Genomic DNA, 23,058 nt, shown 5'->3' on the forward strand with positions numbered 1-23,058 from the left:
TGTCGGTAAGATGTCCGGCAGGATACCTCGTCAGTTCATAGATGATCTTTTGGTGCGGGTCGATATTGTCGATCTAATCGATTCGCGCGTCCCTCTTAAAAAGTCCGGCAGCAATTTTACGGCGCGCTGCCCGTTCCATACCGAAAAAACTCCCAGCTTTTCAGTCAATCGCGGTCGGCAGATCTATCATTGCTTCGGTTGCGGAGCCAGCGGTAATGCAATCGGCTTTTTGATGGAATTTAACCATCTGGGTTTTGTTGAGGCGGTCGAGGATTTGGCAGCCTTTGCCGGCGTGGATGTGCCTAGGGAGTTGATCGATGGCGAATCTGGGCGGCCGGATAAAAAAACTGTGTCGCACATTTACGAGGTGTTGGCGGGAGTTGCTGGGTTTTACGCCGAGCAATTGCGCGGAAATGCCGAGGGTAGGATCGCTGTAGATTATTTGAAAGCCCGGGGTGTCAGTGGTGAGGTGGCGCGGGATTTTTCTCTGGGGTATGCGCCAAATAAGTGGGACGCCCTGTTGGCGCGTTTCGATCAAGCGGATTTGATCGAGGCTGGTATGCTGGTGGTCAGGGATGATGGCAAGGTTTACGACCGCTTTCGCGGTAGATTGATGTTTCCGATCAGGGATAAACGGAAGCGAGTGGTGGGGTTTGGTGGTCGAGTATTGGATGATGCTTTGCCCAAATACCTGAATTCGCCGGAGACTGCGGTTTTTTCTAAAAGTAAGGAGCTTTATGGGCTTTGTGAGCTTTTAGAAAAGAATAGCAAGCCTGGTCGGATACTGGTGGTAGAGGGTTATATGGATGTGATTGCCCTGGCTCAGTTTGGTATTTCCAATGCGGTCGCTGCGCTGGGTACTGCAACTTCCAAAGCGCAAATCGATTTATTGTTCCGATTTACCTCTGAATTGGTGTTCTGTTTCGATGGTGACAATGCCGGCAGGCAGGCGGCCTGGAAGGCTGCCGATGCTGCTTTGCCTTGTTTGCGTGATGGCAGGCAAATCAAAATAATGCTATTGCCACAGGGTCAAGATCCGGATTCTCTGTTGCGTTCTGAAAATTCATCCGCATTTATGGAACGAATTGCTAATGCGCAGGTCTTGTCTGATTACTTTTTCGAGAATATTGTCGGGCAATTGGAATTGACAACCGTTGAGGGGCGGTCTCAGTTGCTAGCGACAGCAAAGCCTTTGCTGGAAAAAGTTCCTGCCGGGTTTTTTAGGGAAATGATGTTTGACCGATTGCAGAAGTTGTCGGGCTCCAGAGTTGCCGTGGATGTTGTCGAAAATCAGTCTAGACTTAAGGCTAAATTTAATGTCGGCAAAAAAGTTATTCCCTCGCCAAGAATCAGTTTGGCTCGCAAGGTATTAGGGTTGTTGCTTCAACACCCGCATTTTGCAAGCTTGATTGAGCGTGAGGGAGTTATTCTCGATGATTTGAGTTTTGCCGGAGTGGAGTTATTAAGAGAGGTGTTGCAACGGATTGCCCTTGAAAAGCCAGAAAATAGCGCCATCTTGTTGGAGTCTTTCCGAGGAACATCCCAGGAAAAAGCTGTAAAAGCTTTAGCTAGTTTAGATCTCGATGTACCGGTGGGCGGGGAAGAGTCCGAGTTTTGCGGTGCGTTGCGACAGCTTTGTAAACAGGCCAAGGAAGCTATGCTAACCCGATTGATCGAAAAGGAGGGTCGAGAAGGCTTAATGATTGAAGAAAAAGAGATGCTGCGGAAGCTTTTAAGGGATAAGGCCTAGGTGACCGCATTAATTTTTGCCGTTATAATTTCCTGTTCTGCGGCGCTTGGTGCTGAAAACGTATTGTGAGTAAAGAATGAATCAAGAACAACAGCAATCCCAACTGAAACAACTGATAGCAAAAGGCAAGGCGCAGGGTTATTTGACTTATGCGGAAGTCAACGACCATTTGCCTAGCGATATTATCGATCCCGAGCAAATCGACGATATTATCGGCATGATCAATGATATGGGGATTCAGGTTTATGAGGTGGCGCCGGATGACGATGACTCGCTGATAACCTCAGATGCCGTCGTTACTGCAGATGACGACGAGGAAGTGGCTGAAGTCGCAGCCTTGGCGTCTGTCGATAGCGAGTTCGGCCGAACCACCGATCCCGTGCGCTTATATATGCGTGAAATGGGTTCGGTTGAGTTATTGACTCGCGAGGAAGAATTAAAAATTGCGAAACGGATTGAGGAAGGGCAACGCCAAGTAGTGGGGGCCATTGCCCGATCCGGGTTTATTGTCGAGACTTTTATCGAAGCATTTGATTCCGTTCAGGTTGAAGACTCCGGCGTACGACTCAACGATTTGGTGTTGGGTTTTGTCGATCTCACTGAGGTTGAGGATATTGACGTCAGCGGTATCGAGATTGAAGAGCCTGCTGAGGATGCTGAAGAAGAGAGCAAAACCGTTGATTACGAAGAGGTTAAGCAAAAAGTCGAGTTGCTCAGAAAAGCTTTAAAAGCCGCGACGACCTCAGTTAAAAAACATGGTTACGGCCATGATAAAACCGAAAAACTGTTTGATGCGATAGACGAAATATTTTGTGAGTTTAAATGGACGCCGCAGTATTTGAAAAAAATGGTATCCATTTCTGAAGAGTTGATTTCAGCTATTCGCGAAGAAGAGCGTTTAATACTGGATGTTTGCGTCAAGAAAGCAAAAATGCCGCGTAAAGACTTTATCAACGCGTTTGCCGAGAATGAGGCTAACCTTGAGTGGTTGGATCAATTTATCGCTGCAAGGCCTAATTTTTCTGAGGTTTTCAGTAGTCACCGTGAGAATATTAGGGCGGCACAACAGCGATTGGCCGATATCGAGTCTCGCTACGGTTTGAGCATTGCTGTTCTGAAAAGTATTTGTCGTAGCATCTCCTTAGGGGAAGCTAAAGCCAGGCGCGCTAAAAAGGAAATGATCGAAGCCAATTTGCGCTTGGTTATTTCTATTGCCAAAAAATACACCAATCGCGGCTTGCAGTTTCTGGATTTGATTCAGGAAGGCAATATTGGTCTGATGAAGGCTGTCGATAAATTTGAATATCGACGCGGTTACAAATTTTCTACCTACGCAACATGGTGGATCCGTCAGGCGATTACCCGTTCCATCGCTGATCAGGCCAGAACTATTCGTATTCCGGTACACATGATCGAAACCATTAACAAGCTGAATCGCGTCTCCAGACAGATTTTGCAGGAGCTGGGTCGCGAGGCTACACCGGAAGAATTGGCTGAGCGTATGGAAATGCCCGAGGACAAAATTCGCAAAGTGTTGAAGATTGCCAAAGAGCCGATTTCAATGGAAACACCGATTGGTGACGACGAAGATTCGCATTTGGGTGATTTTATTGAAGATTCCAAGATGCTTTCGCCGGTAGAGTCTGCTACAATCGCCGGCCTTCGCGAGTCCACTCAAAATGTATTGGCGGGCTTAACAGCTAGAGAGGCCAAGGTGCTCCGGATGCGTTTCGGTATCAACATGAATACCGACCATACACTGGAAGAGGTTGGCAAACAGTTTGACGTGACCCGTGAGCGGATTCGTCAGATCGAAGCAAAAGCGCTGCGGAAACTAAGGCATCCTTCCAGATCAGAGCAGTTAAGATGTTTTCTTGATGGCGAGTAAGGCGTTTTCAGTGTTCTTAAGCTAGATAATTAAGGGCCCTTAGCTCAGTTGGTTAGAGCTTCCGACTCATAATCGGCAGGTCGTAGGTTCAAGTCCTACAGGGCCCACCACAGATAACAGGCCGTTTGCGCGGCCTTTTTTTATACGCGCAAGTTTTAATTTTGGCGAGGGTGTAACCGTGAATAAAAACTACCTTTTTACCTCAGAGTCTGTTTCGGAAGGTCATCCGGACAAAGTTGCTGACCAAATTTCAGATGCTGTCGTTGATGCCTTGCTGGCTCAAGACCCTCGTTCCAGGGTAGCCTGCGAAACACTGGTCAAGACCGGTATGGTGGTTTTGGCCGGCGAAATTACCACCAATGCTTGGGTGGATACCGAAGAGTTGGTCAGAAAAGTAGTTTGCGAGATTGGTTACGACAACGGCGAAATCGGCTTTGACGGTAATAGCTGCGCAGTATTGAACGCCATCGGTAAACAGTCAGCCGACATCGCGATGGGTGTTGATGAATCGGAAAACCACGAACAAGGTGCCGGCGACCAAGGTTTAATGTTTGGATATGCCAGCAACGAAACCGACGTGTTAATGCCGGCCCCTATTACCTACGCGCATCGTTTGGTTGAGAGACAAGCCTTGGTGCGGAAGAATAAAACCCTGACATGGCTGCGTCCGGATGCAAAAAGCCAGGTGACTTTCCGTTACGAAAACAACAAGCCGGTCGCCATTGATGCCGTCGTTCTATCTACCCAGCATTCCCCGGAAATAGGTGGCAAACAACTGGAAGAAGCGGTAATGGATGAAATCATCCTGCCGACCTTGCCGAAAGAGTGGCTGCACAAAGATACTAAGTATTTCATCAATCCTACCGGCCAGTTCATCATCGGCGGTCCCGTGGGCGACTGCGGCTTGACCGGCCGTAAAATCATCGTCGATACCTACGGTGGCATGGCTCGCCATGGTGGCGGCGCGTTTTCCGGTAAAGATCCGTCAAAAGTGGATAGATCCGCGGCCTATATGGGGCGCTATGTGGCAAAAAATATCGTTGCCGCCGGCTTGGCAGAGCGTTGCGAAATTCAGGTCTCCTACGCGATCGGCGTCGCTGAGCCTACTTCCATCAGCATCGAAACCTTCGGTACTGGCAAAATCGAAGAAGAACGCTTGGTGCAAATCGTGCGCGAGCACTTCGATTTGCGGCCGAAAGGCTTGATTGCCCAATTGGATTTATTAAAACCGATTTATCGTCCAACTGCCTCTTACGGCCATTTTGGTCGTAACGAAGCCAGCTTCAGCTGGGAAAAAACCGACAAAGCCGAAGCATTGAAAGATGCTGCGGGCATTTAATCCGGATCAGGAAAACATTATGAGCCAAGCCGATTACAAAGTTGCCGATTTAGCCCTAGCTGAATGGGGTCGTAAAGAAATTAATATCGCCGAAACCGAAATGCCAGGTTTGATGGCTTTGCGCGCCGAGTTCGGCTCGCAACAGCCACTGAAGGGCGCGCGTATCGCCGGTTGTTTGCATATGACCATTCAAACTGCGGTATTGATAGAAACCCTGACGGCATTGGGTGCGGAAGTCCGCTGGTCCTCCTGCAATATTTTCTCCACTCAGGATCATGCAGCGGCTGCGATAGCTGCTGCCGGAATCCCTGTTTTTGCCTGGAAAGGCGAGACCGAGGCGGAAGCGGAATGGTGTATCGAACAAACCATTCTTGGCCCTGACGGTTGGCGTCCGAATATGATTCTGGACGATGGCGGGGACCTGACCACCATGATGCACAATAACTTCCCCGAATTGATGGCGGATGTGAAAGGCTTGTCCGAAGAAACCACCACTGGTGTGTTGCGTCTGACCGAAATGGTGGCGAAAGGCACTCTGAAAGTACCGGCGTTTAACGTTAACGATTCGGTCACCAAATCCAAATTCGATAACCTTTACGGTTGCCGCGAGTCTTTGGTCGACGGTATCAAACGTGCCACCGACGTAATGGTAGCCGGCAAAATTGCCGTGGTCTGCGGTTATGGCGATGTAGGTAAAGGTTGCGCGCAATCCCTACGCGGTTTGGGCGCCACTGTTCTGATTACGGAAATCGACCCAATCTGCGCATTGCAGGCAGCAATGGAAGGTTATCGTGTAGTAACAATGGACGAAGCGGCGCCTATTGCCAACATCTTTGTTACGGCTACGGGCAACGTCGGGGTCATTACTCACGATCACATGAAAGCGATGCGTGATCAGGCTATCGTCTGCAATATTGGCCATTTCGATTCGGAAATCGATATTGCGTCCTTACGCCACTACACCTGGGAAAACATCAAGCCGCAGGTCGATCATGTCATTTTCCCTGACGGCAAGCGCATTATCGTGTTGGCAGAAGGTCGTCTGGTGAATTTGGGCTGCGCCACCGGCCATCCTAGCTTCGTTATGTCCAACTCGTTTTGTAACCAAGTATTGGCGCAGATCGAGCTTTGGACCAACGCATCCAGCTATGAAAACAAAGTTTACGTATTGCCGAAGAAACTTGATGAGAAAGTCGCGCGTTCGCATTTGGCGCAAATCGGCGTCAAGCTGACCGAATTGACGAAAGAACAGGCGGCGTATATTAATGTACCGGTGGAAGGTCCTTACAAACCGGATCATTATCGTTATTAAGGCTTAGATCAATCTAACCGGAAAGGGGCGCAAGCCCCTTTTTTATGCAAGCTATGAATAATCAAACTATCGCTCAGCGCGATCTTGCCGTGCTCTGGCACCCGTGTAGTCAGATGAAAGACCACGATGCTCGGGCATCTGCGCCGGATGCGTTGCCGTTGATTCCGATTAAATCGGGCCAAGGCGTCTGGCTGGAAGATTTCGACGGTAATCGCTATCTGGACGCAATCAGTTCCTGGTGGGTCAATCTATTCGGTCACGCCAATCCCATTATCAATCAAGCGCTTCGTGATCAGCTTGAGACGCTTGAGCATGTCATCCTCGGCGGATTTACCCATGAGGCGGCGTTAACACTGGCGGAAAAGTTGGTGGAAATTACGCCGCCGGGTTTGGATAAGTGCTTCTACGCGGATAACGGTTCATCGGCGGTCGAAATTGCGTTAAAGATGAGTTTTCATTATTGGCGCAATCTCGGACAAACTCAAAAAACTAAATTCATCACGCTGGAAAACAGCTATCACGGCGAAACCCTGGGGGCATTGGCGGTTGGCAACGTGGCTTTATACAAGGAAACCTACGCGCCATTGTTGATGGATGTGATCACGGTAGCTGGCCCCGATTGTTACTATCGCGAAAACGGCGAAAGTTGGGAGGCCTATTCCATCCGCCGTTTCGCGGCCATGGAGCAAGCCTTGGCGCGACACGCTGATGAAGTTTGCGCGGTAATTATCGAGCCTTTGGTGCAATGCGCCGGCAGTATGCGCATGTATCATCCGGTGTACCTAAAATTACTACGTGAAGCGTGCGACAAATACCAAGTACATTTGATCGCCGACGAAATTGCCGTGGGCTTTGGCCGTACCGGCGCCTTATTTGCCTGCGAACAAGCGGCCATCAGTCCGGATTTTATCTGCCTATCCAAAGGGCTGACCGGCGGCTATTTACCCTTGTCCGCCGTGTTGACCAGCAATCAGGTCTATAAAGCTTTTTACGACGACTACCAGAATCTCACTGCCTTTTTACACTCGCATAGCTACACCGGCAACGCATTGGGCTGCCGGGCGGCCTTGGCGACGCTGGGGATATTTGAGCAGCAAAATGTGATTGCCAACAATCGGTATTTGGCTGGGCTAATGACTAAAGCCGTAGCGCGATTTAAGGAGCATCCCAACGTCGCCGAAGTACGGCAAACCGGCATGATCGTCGCTATCGAATTGGTTAAAAATAAGCATACACGCGAGGCCTACCCGTGGCAGCAGCGACGCGGTTTGGCCGTTTATCGCTATGCTTTGAGTCGGGGCGTGTTGCTGCGGCCCTTGGGGAATGTGATTTATTTTATGCCGCCTTATGTGATCAACGAGCAGGAGATACAACTGATGGCAGACGTGGCCTGGCAGGGCATCCAACTGGCGGTGCAGGACTAATGCGAGTGTCGCGCTTATATGTTGCTGAGTCGCTCAATGTGGGCGGACGTGTCGAATTGGATGACGATGCGGCCCATTACGTGCGCAGTGTGCTGCGCTTAAAGCAGGATCAAAACATCGTGCTGTTTAACGGTCACGGCGGAGAATATCTGGGTCGTTTCTCTGAGGTCAGCCGTAAGACCGTGCGGGTAGAAATCGAGCAATTTGTTGAGCGCAATGTCGAATCATCGTTGGCGATCAATCTGGGTTTGGGTATTTCTCGCGGCGACCGGATGGACTGGGCGGTACAAAAAGCCGTTGAACTGGGTGTCACGCGCTTAACGCCCCTGGTAACGGAGCGTTGCGTGATCAAATTCAACGACGATAAAAAACAGCAACGCTTGCAGCATTGGCAGCATATTGTCCAGCACGCGGCCGAACAATCCGGAAGAACTTATTGTCCGCCAATTGGCGAGATAACGAATTTAGCTGATTGGGTTGCCAGCCAGCAAGGCTTAAGAGTGTTTCTCGATCCCTATGCCGAGCAATCCCTGGCGGACCTAAAGCTGGAAAATCCCTGTGTTACCTTGCTCTCCGGACCGGAAGGCGGATTTAGTGAGCAAGAACGACAAGCTGCCAAGGCGGCAGGATTCGTTCCGGTGCGGATGGGTGCCCGGATCTTGCGTACCGAGACTGCGGTGTTATCGGCATTGACCGCTGTGCAAACCTTATGGGGAGATTTTCGTTGATCCGCTGGATTGTCTATGCGTTGCTGCCGTTGCTTATATTGGTCATTGCCGCCACGACTGCGAGCCTGCTGGGTTTCGGTTTGCTGTGGCTTGCCGGCGATATTTTGCCGTTGGCAAAAGTTATCAGCAAAATTACCTTGGTGCTGTTGCTGCTGAGTATTTTTCCGTTAAAGAACTATCTGCAATTCAGTTGGGCGGATTTGGGATTTGCGCCCAAAGCGATATTTTTCAAACAAATGCGCCAAGGTCTGGCCTTGGGCTTATTGACCTTGCTGCCGGTGCTGTTGACGCTGTATTGGCTGGATGTTCATATCTGGGACGATACCCGGCATTGGACGGTGGGCAAAATAGCTGAAAAAATCGGATTGGGTTTGTTTTTTGCGATGCTGATTGCGGTCGGCGAAGAAATGCTATTTCGCGGCCTGCTGCTGGGGGCTTTAGGCCGGAAAATGTCAATGATGGCAGCCGTGACAATTAGCTCAATCTATTATGCGGCGCTACATTTTTTGAAAAGTAAGTCGCAACTGGTTTACGCCGATTTAACGCCGGGCAGTGGTTTAAAATTAATCGCCGAAGCTTTTGCCAATTGGTTGAATCCGCAGATAATCAGCGCCTTGCTGGCTTTATTTGTGGTTGGTGTGTTTTTAGCAATTCTCAGAAGTCGGGTGCCGCAAAGCCTGGGTCTATGTATCGGTTGTCACGCCGCGTGGGTCTGGCAGATTAAAGTGAGCAGAGATTTGTTCAACGTTAATTTGCAAGCGGATTCACTGTTTCTGGTCAACACCTATTACGACGGCGTGGTGGGCCCTTTGGTTAGTAGCTGGTTGGTATTCGCACTAATTGTTTATGGGGTATGGACCCAGTGGCCAGCTAAAGCCGCACGCGGCAATTAGATCAAAACGCCATACCAACTTGAAAAAATGATTGCCAGATACCATGGTGTTTTGCAATATTTCTCTCCATCATTTCCAGTGCATCATAAGAGGACATATTTATGCGCAGAGTCAGACCGAATACTTCCGTTCTTCTGTTAACTTTACTGGTCGCCGGTTGTGCTAGCGAGCCAGCCGCCCCGACCAAGCAGGCGGACAAAATTCTGTCCGGTGAACAAATGTTGCGGGATAGTCAGGGCATTGCGCAGTTGGGTAGCCGTTGGCAGGAAGGTAAGCAAATGGTCGAACGCGGACAAGTGATGCAACGTGAGGGTCAGATAAAGATTGACGAAGGCCGCAATCTGGTTGAGGAAGGCCAAAAAATCATGCGTGAAAGTGAAGAAGGTTATAAAAACATAAAACAGTAGGCAACCCGTATACCGTTACAGGATGCTTTTTATAAAGTTTAGCGATGATAGGGGTTTAAGTCCGGTGGCTACCAGCGTTTTGCTACCGGATTGAAGCGGTTAGGCGGCGTTGCTGTCTTGAGTCTTTGGGGTTTGCGGCACTAAGGTTAAGACGGTTTTGGATATTTTAACGCCTGAGTGATGGATATCCCGATATTCCAGCTGCGTGTTGTAGCAAAAAGCGCATAGCGAAGCATTTGGCAGAAATTGCAATTCGTCTGGCGGAATTTCATCCCCGCACCTTGAGCAAAAGCTTAACTGCGTTGCCTTTGGTTTCATGTTTCCCCCTCTTTCCCGTAAAAATCGCTGCTGAGGATAAACGGAATATTTCTTGCCTTCTGTTGGAACGCCGGCATTTTTCAACACTCCGTTGTTAGGGCAATGTGATAAAGTCCAAAGTTCCTGAACTAACCCCGTGTACCGGCGCTAATCGGTGCTTGCGACATAGTGCAAATATGCGAAATATCTAATGCGATTATCCAAGCACTGACGATTCCGTAGCAAGCTTTTTTCGCTGTGGGGCGCAAGAATTTTAAAAATATGCTACTCCAAGTGCTTTAGGGGGGATTATGCGTCGGAGCAAGCTGCTATGACAGATGAGATGAAGCAGGTGGGCCGGATTGAGGCCGCGCAGGGGCCGGTGGTCGATGTGCGTTGCGAATATCTGCCGCCAATCGGTCAGGCGCTTGATGTTGTGAACGGTGGCGGTCGCTATGTGCTGGTCGTGTTTCAGCATCTGGAGTCTACGCTGATTCGGGCAATTGCTTTGCATTCGGTTTCGGGCTTATTTCGCGGCATGCCGGTGTTTGATCGTGGCGACGCTTTAAATGTGCCGGTCGATCCCAGTTGTTTGGGGCGCATGCTCAATGTGTTCGGCGATCCGCTTGATGGAGGCCAGCCCTTACCTAACATTAATTTCCGCAATATTCTCTCCGCTCCGCCCTTGCTGTCCGATACGCTGCCGGCTTCGCAAATCTTGGAAACCGGCATCAAAGTCATCGACCTGCTTTGCCCGTTCGTGCGTGGCGGTAAAACCGGCTTGTTTGGCGGTGCTGGTGTCGGCAAGACCGTTTTGATGATGGAGTTCATGCACGCGGTGAGCGTGGCGATGCAAGGTGTATCGGTTTATGCGGGCGTTGGCGAACGCATGCGTGAAGGCCACGAACTCTGGCATGAAATGGCTGATGCCGGCGTATTACCTAAAGCACTACTGGTCTACGGGCAAATGGACGAATCGCCCGGGGTGCGTTTTCATGTCGGTTACACCGCTTTGGCGTATGCTGAATATTTGCGCGACACGCTGGATACCGAAGTGTTGTTTTTGATGGACAATATTTTTCGCTTCGTCCAGGCCGGTAGCGAAATTTCCGGTTTGCTGGGGCGGATGCCCGCCACGGTCGGCTATCAACCGACTCTACTGACCGAAGTTGCGTCGCTGGAAGAACGTATCGTCTCCACCAAATCCGGCTCCATCACCTCGGTGCAGGCTGTGTATGTGCCGGCCGATGACATGTCTGATCCGGCAGTGGCGACCATCCTTGGGCATCTGGATAGCGTGGTCATCTTATCGCGGCAACAGGCCGCCAAAGGAATATATCCGGCCATAGATCCGTTGCGATCCAGCAGCCGGATCATGGATCACCATATCCTGGGCGACCGGCACTACCAGGTGGCGCGTGCGGTCCGCGAGCATTTGTCGCGCTATCGAGAATTAGAAGATATTATCGCTATGCTCGGTATCGAAGAGCTCTCGCAAGAGGATCGCCGTATCGTCGAACGGGCGCGCCGCTTGCAACGCTATCTGACTCAACCGTTTAACACCGTTGCCGACCATACCGGCATGCCGGGCGTGCGCGTGCCGCTGGCGCAAACTATTGCCGACTGCGAAGCATTCATGGACGGCCAATATGACCAGCTCAGCGAAGCCGATTGCTATATGAAAGGCGCAATGTCGGCATGAGCAGTTTTACGTTAACTTTGTTGGATAGTCGTGGCGCCGAGCATTTCGATACCGTCACCCAGTTTATCGGCGCCGATGCCGACGGCAGTTTCGGGATTTTGGCGGGGCATATTCACTGCGTGGCTTTGCTGAGATACGGGCTGGCCCGTTTCTGCGATCAATCCGATGTCTGGCATTATTTGGCCTTGCCCAGCGGTGTGCTGCGTTTTGCCGACAATCAACTGACTGTGACGACGGTGCGCTATTTTCTCGGCAAAGACCGCGATAGCATCTGCGAACGACTCGCCGCGGAAATGGCCCAGGCCGATTCAGAAGTACATACCGCGCGGGCGACGTTGTCGGAAATTGAACATTCTTTGGTGCGGCGCCTAGCCGAATTGAGTAGTCGCGGATCAGCGGGAATAGTGCCATGAGTTTTCGCAACAAATTAATCGAACACACTCGTCGCGATCTGCGTCGCTTGGAAGATAAAACCCGCCGCCCGGCGACTTGGGTTGGCATGCTGTTTTATGGCGGCACCCTGGGTTTACTGTTTGTAGTGCCTATCGTCGCCGGTGCGTATTTGGGGCGGTGGTTGGATACATTGGCTACCGGTTATTCGGTGCGCTGGACTGTCAGTTTGATCGTGTTGGGTATTGGGGTTGGCGCTTATAATGTTTTTCGATTTTTGCAGGAAAAAAGCTGATTTTTTTCGGATTTATTCTTCACGAAAATTCGAAATGAGCGCTATTATTTATTGAAAATACACGAGGAATATTTTACGGCTCTTCGGCGTAGCAAACTTTACATCGATCAACGTTGCACTCAATAACCAGACTAAAATGAAACCACCCTTGCTGCGTTTAGCTCTTCCCTTATTAGCCTTATTTTTATTAAATGCTTGCACCAGCAGTTCGCCGGTAAAGCGAGAGAAAATGGCGTCGGTAAGGCCGAATATCGTCCAACAGCGACCGTCTTATCAACCGCAACCGACGCCGTATAAACCAGCATTTTATACGGGGACGTTCCCAAAACCGGCAGCGTTGGAGCCGGCCGTGGATTTCTGGCGAAAAACCTATGCGGTCTGGCAGCGTTCCGAAGTGGCGTTTCATGACGACCGTTATTTGGATGTCGTCTACGAAGTGATGACCTTACCGGGCTATGTCGCGGAAGGCCTGACAACTGAACAAAAAGACATGATCAGCCAGCGCCGCGAGTATTGGAAAGCACAATTGGCGGAATTGGAGAGTAAAGTGCGTTATGGCGCGGCGTTGAATGCCAACGACCGGCAATTGATCGCCAAGCTGGAAAGTAACGGCAGATCGCTCAATAGCGTATTGCCTGGGATTAGCGACAGATTGCGTTCGCAACGCGGTACTCGCGAGCGTTTTAAACGCGGCTTGGAGATCAGCGGTCGCTATGATTTGCAGTTTAGAAAAACCTTCCGCGATGCCGGCTTGCCTGAGGACTTGGCTTATCTGCCGCACGTAGAGTCCTCGTTTCAACCGTCCGCCAAATCCTCCGCCGGCGCGGTCGGTATGTGGCAATTTACCAAGGCTGCCGCCAAAACCTTCATGCCCGGCGGTGATCGCGTCGATCAACGTTATGATCCTTTCGTGTCCGCCAACGGCGCCGCCCGTTACCTGTCGTACGCTTACGGCAAACTCGGTGACTGGCCGGCGGCTGTGACTTCATACAACCACGGCATCGGCGGGATGAAGCGTGCGCAAAACCAAGTCGGCAGCGACTTCGTGCGCATCGTGGACACTTATGACGGTCCGGCCTTCGGTTTCGCCTCCCGTAACTACTATGCGCAATTCCTGGCCGCCCGCGAAATTGCTTCCAACCCTGAGCAGTTTTTCCGGGAAGGCGTCCGCTACGAAAGTCCGTTGGCTCCCGGTCAATACTTGGCTGTCGAATAAATCAGCGTCCAGCGAGGCTGTCGTAAAGGGTGGACTAGGCTGAACGCATGAAGCCCAACATTTATATTTTGTTGGGCTTCGCTGTGCTCTGCCAAACCTACATTGCTGTTCTGTTTGTTTAATTCTAGGTGCGGACATGAACAACTCAGAATCTGTTGCCACCACTGTTTTTCAACTCGGCCCACTGGCGATCAGTAACACGGTCGTGACTACCTGGGGCGTGATGCTGGTTTTTATGGTGTTAATCTTGTCGCTGCGCTTCAGTAGCCAGTCATCCCCATTGCATAACTTACTCGAAGCGGTAGTCGTGGCCATAGAAGGTGCAATTGCCGAAGTATTACCGGCAGCATCGGTACGGCGGGTGCTGCCGTTCGTGGCCAGCTTGTGGCTGTTTGTGTTGGTGGCTAATCTGGTGGGTTTAATTCCGGAACTCCACGCGCCCACCCGCGACTTGTCCGCCACCGCCGCCTTGGCGGTACTGGTGTTCGGGTCTACTCACTGGTTCGGGATCCGTGATCGCGGCTGGCGCCAGCATTTTCGCCATTATGTTGAGCCCAGCATCATCCTGCTGCCGTTTCACATCATCAGCGAATTTACCCGCACCCTGGCTTTAGCCATCCGCCTATTCGGCAACATCATGAGTCTGGAAATGGCGGCCTTGCTGGTATTGTTGATTGCCGGCTTTCTGGTGCCGGTGCCGTTATTGATGCTGCATGTCATCGAAGCAGTGGTGCAGGCCTATATCTTTGGTATGCTGGCGCTGATTTACATTGCCGGTGCGTTGGAACCTGGCGAATCCGATACATCCGCCATTCCCGAGGAATAGCCATGAACGACATCCATTTATTCAGCATGATTTCCACCGGCGTGGCCGGTCTGGTCATTGCTCTCGGCACTATGTTGCCGGCTCTGGCAATGGGCAAAGCCATCGCCGCCGCGCTGGAAGCTCTGGCTCGCCAGCCGGAAGCCGAAAAGACCATTACCCGTACCTTGTTCATCGGTTTAGCGATGATAGAGTCTTTGGCGATTTATTGTTTGGTGGTGGCCCTGATTGTGTTGTTTAGAAATCCGCTGCTTGAATATTTTTTAAAATAACTCAACGCAGATTGCTATATGACGCTCCAATCGTTTACTTGGACTCTTTGTCCAACCATTCGGTAAATTTGTCGAAAATAAATTTACTGCCGCGCATGGAAAGGTGATCGTCGTCGTAAAAATAAGACATGTCATCGTGCATGCCGCCGCAAGTCGATTCATCGCATAAATATTCGTAGGCGGGAAAAATCTTAATCCGCTTATGCGTGGCGGCATTGATGGCATCGACCGCGCGTCTGTAGTTTATATTCCGTTCTTCAAAAGACTTTCTGGACACATCGCACTCGGGCAGCGCTTTGTCTGTAATACGCAGTGGGCGCTCGTCCACACAGTTTTTAGCGCTTATACCAATCTCCGGTACGTCTTCAATAAAAACCACCGCTTTGCCCAGCTTTAAAATCTCATTGATGGTTGCGACATAGCCGGAAACAAATTGGTTGTAATTTTCCGTCAACACATCATCCGGGCTTCTAACAATCCGATACAGGTTTTTAGAATCAGTATTGCCGAAGCCAAAACCTTCAATATACATCGCGCCTCTGGTCGCAAACACTACGCGCTGAATGGATGGGAATTCCTTCAGCAGCTTTAGCACGATAGGAACGACTACCCGGCATCGTGTCGATTTTTCGGCAAATTCTTCCGTCGGATTAATGCTCACCAGATCGATGAATGGCAGGCAGCCATTGACCCCGACCAATGCCAGATCGTTCGAGCCCTTGGAAATGGAGTCGTAGACAAATTGCGCGGCGTGACTATCGCCGACCACCAGCATTTTTGGGGTGGCGGTGGTAAAGCGGCACATCAAATAATTGTAACTGGCTCCCTCCAATACCGTCTTACAGCGCTCATCGACCCAGTCCTCCGGCGTGTTGTAGAGCACTGTGCCGTTTACGTCGGCATACATTTTGGTTTTGGTCTGCGCATCGGCTTTACGAAAACCCAGTCCGTCCCGAGAATATGAGGCGTAACCGACATAGCCGATACCTAGCATCAGCAGCAGCAGTACCGCGGTCTTGGCTCTGCTGTGACTGCCCAAACGTATCGGTTTTTCAATCAGTATGTAGGTCAGCCAAGCCAATGCCACGGCCAGCAACACCGCAATGGCGCGGATATTCATACTGGGTACGTCGGTCTCGATGATTTGCGCAAAAGACAGCAAAGGCCAGTGCCACAAATACAACGGAAAACTGATCAGGCCGAACCAGACCGCCAGCGGGTGGGATAAGACGATGCGATTAACCCAGGCATTTGGTCCAGCCGATATGATCATGACCGCAGCCAACATCGGGATTACCGCCCAACGGCCAGGGAAATTGAGATCTTTATTGATGATGAAAAAACCGAAGGCCAGCAGCAGCATGCCCAGAATGGAAAGCGCGTTGGCCAGCGTTTTGCCGTCGGCGGCGTGAGAGTTTCGATAAACCGCGCCAGCCAGCCAGCCGTCGAGCTTGAGCTTGATAGCAGAGAACGAGTCCTTCTTGTAGAGCGTCATCCAGGCCAGCAAACTACCGCATAACAGCTCCCAAAACCGGGTTTGTGGGGAGTAAAACGTCGCGACAGGATGGGCGATGATGCCTGTGATATTCAGGCCGAAAGAGACGATGGCAATCAGAACCGTAATGGTCAACAGATTGAAGTTCCGCTCCCAGGCAAACCAAAGCAATAAGGGCCAGACTATGTAAAACTGTTCCTCAATGCCCAAACTCCAAAGATGCAGCAAGGGTTTAGTCTCGCCGGAGTTGTCGAAATAGCCGGCCTCGCTCCACAACACAATGTTGGAAACGAATCCCGCGCCGGCGGCAATATGCTTGCTCAACTGCTTGTACTCGTCGGCAAACAGCGCGAACCAACCGAAGACGTAACAGGCGACTAACACCAGAATCAGGGCCGGGAAGATCCGCTTAACCCTGCGGGCATAAAACTCGGTGAAGCTGAAAGTACCCTTTTCCAGGTTCTGAAAAATGATGGTCGAAATCAGATAGCCAGAAATCACAAAGAAGATGTCTACACCTATAAAGCCGCCTTGCAAACTGCTGGGAAAGGCATGAAAGGCGATAACCGAGAGCACGGCAATGGCTCTCAATCCGTCAATATCCGGACGATACTTGGGGTGTGACAGGTGTTCTTGCAAAGAGGTCATAGGGTAAAGAAATGCTAAGTGGGTTCGGACTTTCCATCTAATCTGCTCTAGCCTGGAAAGGCGGGCCGTATTCTAAGCCGTAAGTATTCGAGCCTCAAGACGTGCCTAAGCGGCAAACTGCGCAGGCTAAATTTTCAGACATCGAAACCATTGCGGGGTTTAAGATAGCGGATAAACAAAAGATCGGCGGTATTTTCGGAACAACACCGCAAGTTCATATCCAACAAAACGGGTTACCCATCCATGATGCAATTCGACTGGACAACCTTTATCCTGGAAATCCTCAACTTTCTAGTCCTGGTGTGGATACTGCAACGCTTTCTGTACCGGCCGGTGCTGGCCATGCTCGATGCCCGGCAGCAGCGCATCAAAGACGAAACCGAGCAGGCCGTGCTTTTGCGCAACGAAGCGGAAGCCCTGCGTCAACAATACGAACAACGATTAGCCGCTTGGAATCAAGAACAGGAGACCAGTCGCCGCCAACTAGACGAAGAGTTAACTCAGTTGCGCAATACTGCAATGGAGAATCTGAAACAAACCCTAGCCGATGAAGAAGCTAAATTGCGCGTCCGCAACCAGACGCTGATTGCGGCACGGGAAGCCGCTTTGATAAGGGAAGCTGCGGGCGCGGCTTACGGGCAAGCTGCGGCTATGTTGCAACGGCTGGCTTCGCCGCAATTGACGCAGACTATTGTCGAGGTATTTTTGCAGGATCTGCTTAACATGCCGGATAGCGAACTAGCGGCGCTGCGCAAAGCGGCGGCGATGCTGATTGCCGCTTCTGCGGTCGAGGTGCTTAGCGCGCACCCCTTGAGCGAAGCCGATCAAGCGCGAGTGACGGAGGCCTTGTCGACTGCTGCTGGACAAACCTTGCAAATCACCTTCAAGGAAGACTCGGCCTTGATTGCCGGGCTGCGCGCCATAGTCGGCGAATGCCAATTGCACGCCAATCTGGCCGACGAACTGGCGTTTTTCCGGCGCCAAGCCAATCATGGTTGAGTCGGTTAAACCCTACCAATTCGGCTTGCGCTTATCTGAGCGCGGCTGCGTGGCCGGCATCGGCGATGGCATCGCCTGGATCCGCGGCTTGCCAACGGCGCGGCTGGACGAACTGATCGGTTTCGACGACGGCAGCACAGGCTTGGTGTTTCAGTTGGGCCGGGAAGTGTTGGGAGCGATTCTGTTGTCGCAAAACCGTGGCGTCACCGCCGGCATGGCGGTGCAACATATCGGCCGCAAGCTGGAAATAGGTGTTGGCGACGCTTTATTGGGGCGAGTGGTCGATCCGCTCGGCAGTCCGTTGGACGGTTTACCGCCGCCGGAATTGCGCCAGTTTCGTTCCCTGGAAGCTGCCGCCCCGCCCATCATCGAGCGCGATTTCGTCTCCGAACCTTTATACACCGGCTGCAAGATCGTCGATACGCTGATTCCCATCGGTAAGGGCCAGCGCCAGTTGATCATCGGCGACGACGGCATCGGCAAAAGCGCGCTGGCCCTGGATGCTGTGGTGAACCAACGCGGTCGCAACGTATTGTGCGTGATGGTGTTGATCGGCCAGCCGCGTTCTTCCGTCGCCGGTACCCTAGAAGCGCTGCGTCAGGCCGACGCGCTGGCCTATACCGTGGTGGTGGTCGCCGAAGCCAACGCCTTGCCGGGTTTTCGTTATCTGGCGCCATTTGCCGGTTGCGCGATTGCCGAGCACTGGATGCGCATGGGCCGTGACACCTTGGTGATCTACGACGATTTGACGCGCCATGCCCAGTCCTACCGCGAGTTATCGCTGCTACTGCAACGGCCGCCAGGAAGAGAAGCCTATCCGGGCGATATTTTTTATCTGCATTCCCGGCTGCTGGAGCGATCCACCGTATTGTCGTCGGCCTATGGCGGCGGCAGCATGACCGCCTTGCCGATTATCGAAACCCGCCAGGGCGAGCTGTCGGCGTATATCCCCACCAACTTGATTTCGATCACCGACGGCCAGATTTATCTGGAAAGCAAGCTGTTCGCGGCGGGTATGCTGCCGGCCATCGACATCGGCCGTTCGGTGTCGCGCATCGGCGGCAAGGCCCAGCATCCAGCCATCAAAACCGCCTCCGCGCATATTCGTTTGGACTATTTGCAGTTTCTGGAACTAGAGTTGTTCGCCCGCTTCGGTACCCGTTTGGAAGCCGGTGTCGAGGAAAAGCTGCAACGCGGCCGCTTGCTGCGGGAAATATTGAAACAGGATCGCTTGCAACCCTTGTCCGAACGAGCGCACCTGGCCTGGTTGCTGGCCTATGGCGAGGGTTTGCTGGAAAATCTCAAACCGGAACAGGCGGCCGGCGTATTGGCAGAGCTACTTGCAAAATTGCCGGATACGTTGAGCTTGGATTCGCCGAAAAAGCAATGGCTGTCAGTGTTGAGGCAACTCTTGGCGGATAAAACATGAGCCAGCGCCGGGAAGTCGAGGCGCGCTTAGCCTTGTTTGACGATTTGTCCGGCATTCTCGGCGCGATGCGCAGTTTTGCCTTGGCCGAATTGCGGAAAGTGGGTAAGCGCGAAGCCGCGCAACAACAAGTCGTGCAATCGCTGGAAACGGCATTGGCCGATTTGGCCGACAGCTTGCCGGAGCCGGCTTTAAGCGCGCCAGCGAAAGACATCTGGCTGTTATTCGGTTCCGTGCGCGGCTTTTGCGGCAGCTTTAACGAAGACGTGATCCGTTACTGGCAGCAAAACGCCGATCAGCAAGGTCCGCTGATTCTGCTTGGCGAACGCCTGCACCCAATGGTTGAGGAACGCGCCGCATTGCAACGGCTGCGCGGTGCCGAAGGTGGTCTGGATGCGCCGGCAGCGATAGATAGTATTCTGGCGGCGGTGGCAGAGCTGCGCGGTGTCGAATTTGGGCTGATAGCTTGTATTCGTGACGAACAAGGTGCGCGCAGCCAACGTCTTTGGCCTCTGGCGAATGTTGCCAGCCACGCCCGGCTAAACCCGCCGTTGACTTTCGCGCCGGCAGCGGAAGTGGCGCAAGGCGTTGCCGAACATTATCTGTTTCATACCTTGCTGGCCTTATTGTTACGCTCGATTCGGGTCGAAAACTACATGCGGCTGATGCAGATGGAAACCGCGTTGCGGCATCTGGAGCGAGGCGGCGAAGAATTACAACGGCAACGCAACCGGCTGCGCCAGGAAGAAATCGTCGAGGAAATCGAGTTGATGGTGGGGCGGCATTAGTAGTCTGCGTTTAGCCATTCAGTGCTTATTCCCGTTGCAGATCTTCCTGTTTGAAGTCTCGCCGCTTATGAATCACACCATGGATATATAAGGTTTCGCCGATTATTTCGTAAAGTATCCGGTATGAATATACGCCGATTTCGCGCACATTTTCCTCGCCAATTTCGGAAACTGTCCTGCCCAGCTTTGGCATGATCGCCAGTACATCCACTTTAGCGAGAATGTCTTGCGTTACGCGGTTTGCGTAGAGTTTGGAATCACGAGCAATAAATTGATGTATCGAGTGGAGGTCTTCGCTTGCGGGTTTTGACCAAACAATCACCATTGTTCGATTTCGCGCTTTAACTCTTCGTGGTGAATGAATTGGTCTTCAGCGATAGCTTTGCGGCTTTTGCGTAACTTGTCGACGACGTACAACTGATACATGATTTCGTCCATGTCTGCGTTGTCAGGCAAACGGTCAATCGATTCCAGCGCTTCCTGTTTTAGAGTGGGTGCTTGCATGAATAGAGTCCCATTGATGACTGGAGCTACACCATAAAACGCAATCAATGGGACGTCAATACGATATTTGCGCGGCGTTGACGTGATTAACCTGCCAATTGAGCGAGCCTATAGCCCATACTTCCGCCGTTTTCGCCAAAAAGTCGCCCGGCTCATCCCCGCAAATTGCGCGGCCTGCTCCAGATTGTCCGGGTTATTTGCCAAGGCTTCGCGGATCAATTCCGCTTCGTTTTGACTTTTTGGACGCGGGGCAGAGTTTTGTTCAAGCGTTGCTGCCGGTCTAAGCGGCTCACGAAACTCGGGTGGCAAATCGTCTATGCCGAGTTCGCTGCCGCGGCCTACCGCATAGGCGTATTCGACGACATTATTCAGTTCCCGGACATTACCCGGCCAGCGGTAATCCAGCAACAGGCGCATCGCTTCCGGCGCGATGCGGTCGATATGGCGATGGCCTTGGGTGTTATGCCGGTCTATCAGGTGTTGCAGCAACAGGCTGATGTCCTGGCGACGTTCGCGCAGCGGTGGCAGAAAAATCGGCACCACTCGTAAGCGATACATCAAGTCTTCCCGAAACCGCCCGGCCTTAACCTCTTCGCGCAGCGATCTGTGCGTGGCGGCAATAATCCGCACATCCACGCTGACCGCGCTATCGCCGCCCACCGGCGTGAAATTACGCTCCTGTATCACCCGCAGCAACTTGGCTTGCAGCTCTAGTGGCAACTCCGCTATTTCGTCCAAAAATAAAGTACCGCCGTTGGCACGTTGAAACAAGCCGGCATGATTACGCACCGCGCCGGTGAACGCGCCCTTCACATGGCCAAATAGCTCGCTTTCCAACAGGCTGGGAGTCAAGGCCGCGCAGTTGATCGCCAGAAACGGCTGATAGTGTCGTGGGCTTTCCAGGTGCAAGGCATGCGCCACCATTTCCTTGCCGGTGCCGGATTCGCCGCGGATTAACACGGTGGCTTCGGTTTCGGCGACGTTGCGGATGATTTTGATGGCTTCTTTCATGGCCGGGTCGCGCGACAGAATGCCGTGAAAGCTGTCGCTGTCGTCCGGTTTTTGCTCGGGCGCTATGTCGCTTTGCGGTTGCAGAAATTCAATCGCCCCGGCGAAGCCGCCGTTGTTGTCGTAGAAGGCGCGCGCGGTTCGATAACAATTCAGCGTCCGGCCATCCGGGCGATGTATCCGCACCGCTTGCGACTTGACGATGCCGAGTTCGGCCAGATTGCAGGGATCGTTGCCGCTGTCGCAATTCAGTGCGGTTTTGCAAGGCTTGCCTACGGTCTCGGTTGCGTTCAGGCCGAACAATTGTTCGGCGCCTTTGCTCCACAGCAAAATGTCGCTATTGCTGTCTACGATAAAGGCTGCGCCGCTTTCGAATAAATCGGTCAACACTTCTACGACTTGATCGGCGCCGATTTGGCCGAGCCAGCGTTTGAATAGGGGGGAAGAAGATGCCATGCGTTCAAGCTCGTTTTGTTTCAGTGATGTTTCAAGTGTATCAGTATCGTTTCAATATTTCATATTGAAACGCCAAGCTTGGCCATCGCCAGGTCGCTTCATCAAACCTAGCGACTTAATTCTTTAAGGTAAGAAAACTAAAATAATCAGTTAAAACAAAGGTATATATCTATTTAGCCCATGCTGGATAGCGCTGGATTTGTGGGCCGTGCGGATATAAATACTGCCGGTAAACTGGCACGAGTATTGATATACAGCACTTATATTCTTTTTACTTTGCGCTTAATGAGGCGGGTCATGATTTTCAGACAACTCTTCGAAACAGAAACCTCCACCTACAGTTATTTGTTGGGATGCGAACGCAACCGTCGTGCCTGCCTGATTGATCCGGTGGCGTCGGAGCTGCCGATTTATATCGATTTGCTGCAAAGCCTGAACCTCAAGCTGATTTACACATTCGAAACCCATGTGCACGCCGACCACATTACCGGCGCTGGATTGTTGCGGGAAAAACTTGGCAGCAAGAGCGTGGTGCATCGGGATGCCGGCGCGCTGTGTGCCGATTTGCTGGTCACCGACGGGGTGTTATTGCAAGTGGGCGATTTGGATATTCAGGTGCGGCATACCCCCGGCCATACCAGCGGTTGCGTCAGTTATGTGATGGCTGACCGGGTGTTTACCGGTGATGCCTTGTTGATCGGCGGTAGCGGGCGCACCGATTTCCAGCAAGGCGATGCCGGCCAGCTGTATGACAGCATCACCGGCAAGTTATTCACATTACCGCCTGATACGCTGGTGTATCCGGGACATGATTATCAGGGCAATACCGTGTCTACCATCAAACAGGAAATGGCAAAAAACACCCGTTTGGGCCAGGGGCGCACACGTGACGAGTTCATCGGCATCATGAGCGAGTTGAAGCTGGCGTATCCCAAGTTCATTGATCAGGCGCTGCCGGCCAATCAGTCCTGTGGGACGCCGGCCGAGTAGGCGGAGTT

General features: G+C 52.0%; 23 protein-coding genes and 1 tRNA gene. 19 read left to right on the plus strand and 5 right to left on the minus strand.

Annotation, left to right across the window (positions count from 1 at the left end; genetic code table 11):
- The first annotated feature begins 10 nt into the window (after positions 1–10).
- From dnaG to ACH5Y9_RS23445, 9 genes are all read left to right on the plus strand, one after another.
- Positions 11–1,750, plus strand: a complete 1,740-nt coding sequence (dnaG, locus tag ACH5Y9_RS23405; protein ID WP_445367770.1) for a DNA primase — start codon at positions 11–13, stop codon at positions 1,748–1,750.
- Positions 1,751–1,826: 76 nt separating this feature from the next.
- On the plus strand, positions 1,827–3,638 hold the full coding sequence (gene rpoD, locus ACH5Y9_RS23410) for an RNA polymerase sigma factor RpoD (RefSeq protein WP_445367771.1): 1,812 nt from the start codon (positions 1,827–1,829) through the stop codon (positions 3,636–3,638).
- Positions 3,639–3,671: 33 nt separating this feature from the next.
- Positions 3,672–3,748, plus strand: a tRNA-Ile gene (locus ACH5Y9_RS23415).
- 68 nt (positions 3,749–3,816) lie between these two features.
- Positions 3,817–4,977 (plus strand): methionine adenosyltransferase, encoded by a 1,161-nt coding sequence (gene metK / locus ACH5Y9_RS23420; RefSeq protein WP_171697380.1) that lies wholly within the window; start codon positions 3,817–3,819, stop codon positions 4,975–4,977.
- Between the two features lie 19 nt (positions 4,978–4,996).
- Complete coding sequence (gene ahcY / locus ACH5Y9_RS23425; protein ID WP_171697381.1) at positions 4,997–6,289, plus strand: adenosylhomocysteinase; 1,293 nt, start codon at positions 4,997–4,999, stop codon at positions 6,287–6,289.
- A gap of 53 nt (positions 6,290–6,342) precedes the next feature.
- On the plus strand, positions 6,343–7,713 hold the full coding sequence (locus ACH5Y9_RS23430) for an adenosylmethionine--8-amino-7-oxononanoate transaminase (RefSeq protein ID WP_445367772.1): 1,371 nt from the start codon (positions 6,343–6,345) through the stop codon (positions 7,711–7,713).
- Positions 7,713–8,441, plus strand: coding sequence for a 16S rRNA (uracil(1498)-N(3))-methyltransferase (locus tag ACH5Y9_RS23435; protein ID WP_445367773.1), 729 nt, complete (start codon positions 7,713–7,715; stop codon positions 8,439–8,441). Before ACH5Y9_RS23430 ends, ACH5Y9_RS23435 begins: the two co-directional genes overlap by 1 nt.
- Complete coding sequence (locus ACH5Y9_RS23440; protein WP_445367774.1) at positions 8,438–9,334, plus strand: lysostaphin resistance A-like protein; 897 nt, start codon at positions 8,438–8,440, stop codon at positions 9,332–9,334. The genes ACH5Y9_RS23435 and ACH5Y9_RS23440 overlap by 4 nt, the downstream gene beginning before the upstream one ends.
- A gap of 101 nt (positions 9,335–9,435) precedes the next feature.
- On the plus strand, positions 9,436–9,741 hold the full coding sequence (locus ACH5Y9_RS23445; RefSeq protein WP_033157699.1) for a hypothetical protein: 306 nt from the start codon (positions 9,436–9,438) through the stop codon (positions 9,739–9,741).
- Positions 9,742–9,840: 99 nt separating this feature from the next.
- Here the strand turns inward: ACH5Y9_RS23445 and ACH5Y9_RS23450 are convergent, their stop codons facing one another.
- Entirely contained in the window at positions 9,841–10,059 is a 219-nt protein-coding gene (locus tag ACH5Y9_RS23450) for a TraR/DksA C4-type zinc finger protein (protein ID WP_445369920.1), read from the minus strand.
- A 310-nt stretch (positions 10,060–10,369) separates the two neighbouring features.
- Between ACH5Y9_RS23450 and atpD the strand changes: the two genes are divergently transcribed.
- The 6 genes from atpD (at position 10,370) to ACH5Y9_RS23480 (ending at position 14,736) form a co-directional block, all read left to right on the plus strand.
- Positions 10,370–11,740 (plus strand): F0F1 ATP synthase subunit beta, encoded by a 1,371-nt coding sequence (atpD, locus tag ACH5Y9_RS23455; RefSeq protein ID WP_445367775.1) that lies wholly within the window; start codon positions 10,370–10,372, stop codon positions 11,738–11,740.
- The gene (locus ACH5Y9_RS23460; RefSeq protein WP_445367776.1) at positions 11,737–12,153 is read left to right on the plus strand and encodes a F0F1 ATP synthase subunit epsilon; all 417 of its coding nucleotides are present in this window, start codon (positions 11,737–11,739) and stop codon (positions 12,151–12,153) included. The genes atpD and ACH5Y9_RS23460 overlap by 4 nt, the downstream gene beginning before the upstream one ends.
- The gene (locus ACH5Y9_RS23465) at positions 12,150–12,425 is read left to right on the plus strand and encodes an AtpZ/AtpI family protein (protein ID WP_033157702.1); all 276 of its coding nucleotides are present in this window, start codon (positions 12,150–12,152) and stop codon (positions 12,423–12,425) included. The genes ACH5Y9_RS23460 and ACH5Y9_RS23465 overlap by 4 nt, the downstream gene beginning before the upstream one ends.
- A gap of 136 nt (positions 12,426–12,561) precedes the next feature.
- Entirely contained in the window at positions 12,562–13,641 is a 1,080-nt protein-coding gene (locus tag ACH5Y9_RS23470) for a lytic transglycosylase domain-containing protein (RefSeq protein WP_445367777.1), read from the plus strand.
- Between the two features lie 136 nt (positions 13,642–13,777).
- A complete protein-coding gene (locus ACH5Y9_RS23475) occupies positions 13,778–14,467 on the plus strand; it encodes a F0F1 ATP synthase subunit A (RefSeq protein ID WP_445367778.1) in 690 nt (229 codons plus the stop codon).
- 2 nt (positions 14,468–14,469) lie between these two features.
- Positions 14,470–14,736, plus strand: coding sequence for a F0F1 ATP synthase subunit C (locus ACH5Y9_RS23480; RefSeq protein WP_020483596.1), 267 nt, complete (start codon positions 14,470–14,472; stop codon positions 14,734–14,736).
- Positions 14,737–14,770: 34 nt separating this feature from the next.
- Here ACH5Y9_RS23480 and ACH5Y9_RS23485 read toward each other — a convergent pair whose 3' ends face one another.
- Complete coding sequence (locus tag ACH5Y9_RS23485; RefSeq protein ID WP_205451497.1) at positions 14,771–16,879, minus strand: acyltransferase family protein; 2,109 nt, start codon at positions 16,877–16,879, stop codon at positions 14,771–14,773.
- A 243-nt stretch (positions 16,880–17,122) separates the two neighbouring features.
- Here ACH5Y9_RS23485 and ACH5Y9_RS23490 point away from each other — a divergent pair, with 243 nt between their 5' ends.
- The 3 genes from ACH5Y9_RS23490 to ACH5Y9_RS23500 are packed head-to-tail and all read left to right on the plus strand — an operon-like array spanning position 17,123 to position 20,092.
- Complete coding sequence (locus ACH5Y9_RS23490; protein ID WP_445367779.1) at positions 17,123–17,878, plus strand: F0F1 ATP synthase subunit delta; 756 nt, start codon at positions 17,123–17,125, stop codon at positions 17,876–17,878.
- Positions 17,871–19,307, plus strand: a complete 1,437-nt coding sequence (locus ACH5Y9_RS23495; RefSeq protein WP_445367780.1) for a F0F1 ATP synthase subunit alpha — start codon at positions 17,871–17,873, stop codon at positions 19,305–19,307. Before ACH5Y9_RS23490 ends, ACH5Y9_RS23495 begins: the two co-directional genes overlap by 8 nt.
- Positions 19,304–20,092 carry a F0F1 ATP synthase subunit gamma gene (locus ACH5Y9_RS23500; protein ID WP_445367781.1) on the plus strand — a complete coding sequence of 263 codons (789 nt, stop codon included), beginning with the start codon at positions 19,304–19,306 and terminating at the stop codon, positions 20,090–20,092. The genes ACH5Y9_RS23495 and ACH5Y9_RS23500 overlap by 4 nt, the downstream gene beginning before the upstream one ends.
- A gap of 25 nt (positions 20,093–20,117) precedes the next feature.
- Here ACH5Y9_RS23500 and ACH5Y9_RS23505 read toward each other — a convergent pair whose 3' ends face one another.
- The 3 genes from ACH5Y9_RS23505 to ACH5Y9_RS23515 form a co-directional block, all read right to left on the minus strand.
- Positions 20,118–20,417, minus strand: a complete 300-nt coding sequence (locus ACH5Y9_RS23505; RefSeq protein ID WP_445367782.1) for a type II toxin-antitoxin system RelE/ParE family toxin — start codon at positions 20,415–20,417, stop codon at positions 20,118–20,120.
- Complete coding sequence (locus ACH5Y9_RS23510) at positions 20,411–20,596, minus strand: hypothetical protein (RefSeq protein ID WP_171697394.1); 186 nt, start codon at positions 20,594–20,596, stop codon at positions 20,411–20,413. The genes ACH5Y9_RS23505 and ACH5Y9_RS23510 overlap by 7 nt, the downstream gene beginning before the upstream one ends.
- A gap of 108 nt (positions 20,597–20,704) precedes the next feature.
- Entirely contained in the window at positions 20,705–22,060 is a 1,356-nt protein-coding gene (locus tag ACH5Y9_RS23515) for a sigma-54 interaction domain-containing protein (RefSeq protein WP_171697395.1), read from the minus strand.
- 297 nt (positions 22,061–22,357) lie between these two features.
- On the opposite strand from ACH5Y9_RS23515, the gene ACH5Y9_RS23520 reads away from it, so the two are divergent.
- Complete coding sequence (locus ACH5Y9_RS23520; RefSeq protein ID WP_445367783.1) at positions 22,358–23,050, plus strand: MBL fold metallo-hydrolase; 693 nt, start codon at positions 22,358–22,360, stop codon at positions 23,048–23,050.
- Positions 23,051–23,058 lie beyond the last annotated feature (8 nt).

This window comes from Methylomonas sp. BW4-1 (assembly GCF_052474385.1).